This is a genomic window from Streptomyces sodiiphilus (assembly GCF_039529215.1).
Taxonomy (GTDB): domain Bacteria; phylum Actinomycetota; class Actinomycetes; order Streptomycetales; family Streptomycetaceae; genus Streptomyces; species Streptomyces sodiiphilus.
In genome coordinates this window covers 1-1,995 of the sequence record NZ_BAAAMJ010000019.1, presented here as the reverse complement: position 1 = coordinate 1,995, position 1,995 = coordinate 1, and the positions used below count along the sequence as shown (strand labels likewise).

2 protein-coding genes and 2 pseudogenes are annotated in these 1,995 nt (G+C 61.5%); 1 reads left to right on the top strand and 3 read right to left on the bottom strand.

The features are described from left to right. On the bottom strand, positions 1-190 hold a 190-nt coding region (locus tag ABD299_RS11140; RefSeq protein ID WP_344261036.1), incomplete at its 3' end, for a hypothetical protein. 51 nt (positions 191-241) lie between these two features. On the opposite strand from ABD299_RS11140, the pseudogene ABD299_RS11135 reads away from it, so the two are divergent. Continuing rightward, positions 242-436, top strand: a pseudogene (locus tag ABD299_RS11135) (DddA-like double-stranded DNA deaminase toxin); the annotation flags it as partial. A gap of 85 nt (positions 437-521) precedes the next feature. Here the strand turns inward: ABD299_RS11135 and ABD299_RS11130 are convergent. Beyond that, positions 522-1,238 carry a hypothetical protein gene (locus ABD299_RS11130; protein ID WP_344261034.1) on the bottom strand — a complete coding sequence of 239 codons (717 nt, stop codon included), beginning with the start codon at positions 1,236-1,238 and terminating at the stop codon, positions 522-524. Positions 1,239-1,355: 117 nt separating this feature from the next. Beyond that, positions 1,356-1,995: pseudogene (locus ABD299_RS11125) on the bottom strand (tyrosine-type recombinase/integrase); the annotation flags it as partial.

The window sequence follows — 1,995 nt, the reverse complement described above, 5'->3', positions numbered from 1 at the left end:
CCTCACCACCACCAACCACCACACCTACTATGTACTGGCCGGGACCACACCAGTCCTCGCCCACAACTGCAACCCTGTTACTAAAGCAGTTGATGAACTGCCGAAGGATTTCGACCGGAGGACGGTAGGGGTTCTTGATGTAGGGGTCGATCAGCTTCCCCTGTCGAGCGGACCGGGTGGTCAGTCGCACATGCTCGCCAATCTCCCTGGTCGAACTAAGTAGAATTTCGACCACGCCGAGACACACGCTGCCGCGTTCCTGAGGATGAACCCAGGCATCCGAAAGTCAGTGCTCTATATTGACAACAAGTTTGGAATGTGTCCCGGGCGAGATGGTTGCGCGGCAAGGATCGAAGGCATGCTCCCAGAGGGGGCGCAGTTGTGGGTGAATTCAAACGGTCGGAAATACGGGCCGTTCACCGGTAATGCGAACTGAAGAGCCTAGATAGAGATTGGCCCGGCCTGCGTCTTGTACAGGCCGGGCCAATCTTCTGTGCTGTTCAATTTGACTGAAAGTTGATCTATCGCAGGAAGTCTGGGAGGTCGTCCCAGCTGGACTCCTGCGGTTCGACTGGCGTGTAGCTCTTCCAGGGAACGCCAGCGATGCTGGAAAGTGGCGCGAGAGCGTCTGAAGAGGGCGCTGCAACGGATACGTCGAACCGGCGGGTCGTGTCGTTCGGATCGCTCGTCATGCTGTCGGATACTTGGGCGAGCATGTTGGTTCCCACGAGGATTCTGACGTCCGCGGAGGGCCAACGCCAGTGTGGTAGCGGGAGTGGGTGGAGGCCGGAGTCAATTCGAGAGAGGACTTCTTCGGTGATGTTCTCGACGTACATCTGGCAGGGTGCTCCGACGATCGCTTCGAACACCGTCGCATGGAGGAGAAATTGTGAAAGGGTTTCACCCGTAGGTGCCCAAGGTTCGGGCTCTGAGCCTGGCTGGCGATCGAATACGATTGGATCGTCACCGTCGATATTCGTCGACCACGTCCAGCATCCTTGATTCTCTACCCAGAAGACCAGCTTCCCGTCCTCAATCTCCAGTTCACTCGGGCTAAGAGGACGGTTGAGTGTGGTAACGGGCGTGGACCATTGTGAGGCGATTTCATGCCAAACTCTCAGGGGAGTTGGCATTTCAGCTGCTTCTGGGTTCGCAGAAATGGGCAGGTCTGGGTTGCCGTACCAGCGCGTCAAAAACCTACTCAGACTCTCGCTGGTGATATTGAGCAGTTCCTCCATGTGTTTAGTATGCATCACCTATGCACGCTCATGCTGAGCATGTGCAAACTTGAGCCCCGTCGGTGGCCTGTCCGACGGGGCTCTTCCTATGGGTGACGGCAGTAGTTGACGGCAACGTCAGCGGACGGGGGCCGCGGAGGGTCGCGGTTCATCGCCTCCGTCCCGGGCCGTATGGCTGCTCTCCGGGCTGCCGAGTGCGGTGCTGAGGGTGTCGATGGCGTCGCGCTGGAGGCGGAGTCGTGGGCGTAGACGGTGGCGGTGACGCCGATGTGGGCGTGGCCGAGGAGTTCCTTGATCGCGACGAGTTCGACCCCCTGTTCTAGGAGCAGGGTGGCGGTGGAGTGCCTGAGGTCGTGGAAGCGGATGCGGCGGAGGCCGGCCTTGCGGAGGAGCGAGGTGAAGGCGCGGGTGGGGTTGGTCGGGTCGACCGGTCGGCCCTGCGCTGTGGTGAACACGTGCCCGTTGTGCTTCACGTGGTGCCTGCGGCCGCACGCTCGCGCTGCTGCTGTTCGTGGTGGAGCTTCAGCGAGTGGACGCAGCGGGTGGGAAGGGCGATGCGGCGCTCGGAGGTGCGGGTCTTGGTGGTGAACGCTTGTGCCCAGGGCCAGGTCGCGTCGATGCGCAGCCATCGGCGTCGGGCGTGGTCGGCGAGGCGGGCGGGCAGGTGGTAGAGGCGGAAGCGCATGGGCTTGGGCTCGGCGTCGGCCAGGCCCTCGATGTCGTGCAGGGCCAGCAGCCGCACCCAGGCGTTGAGATC

Coding starts and splice junctions, on each gene's coding strand:
- ABD299_RS11130 (WP_344261034.1), bottom strand. CDS start 1,238: ATGGAGGAACTGCTCAATATCACCAGCGAGAGTCTGAGTAGGTTTTTG.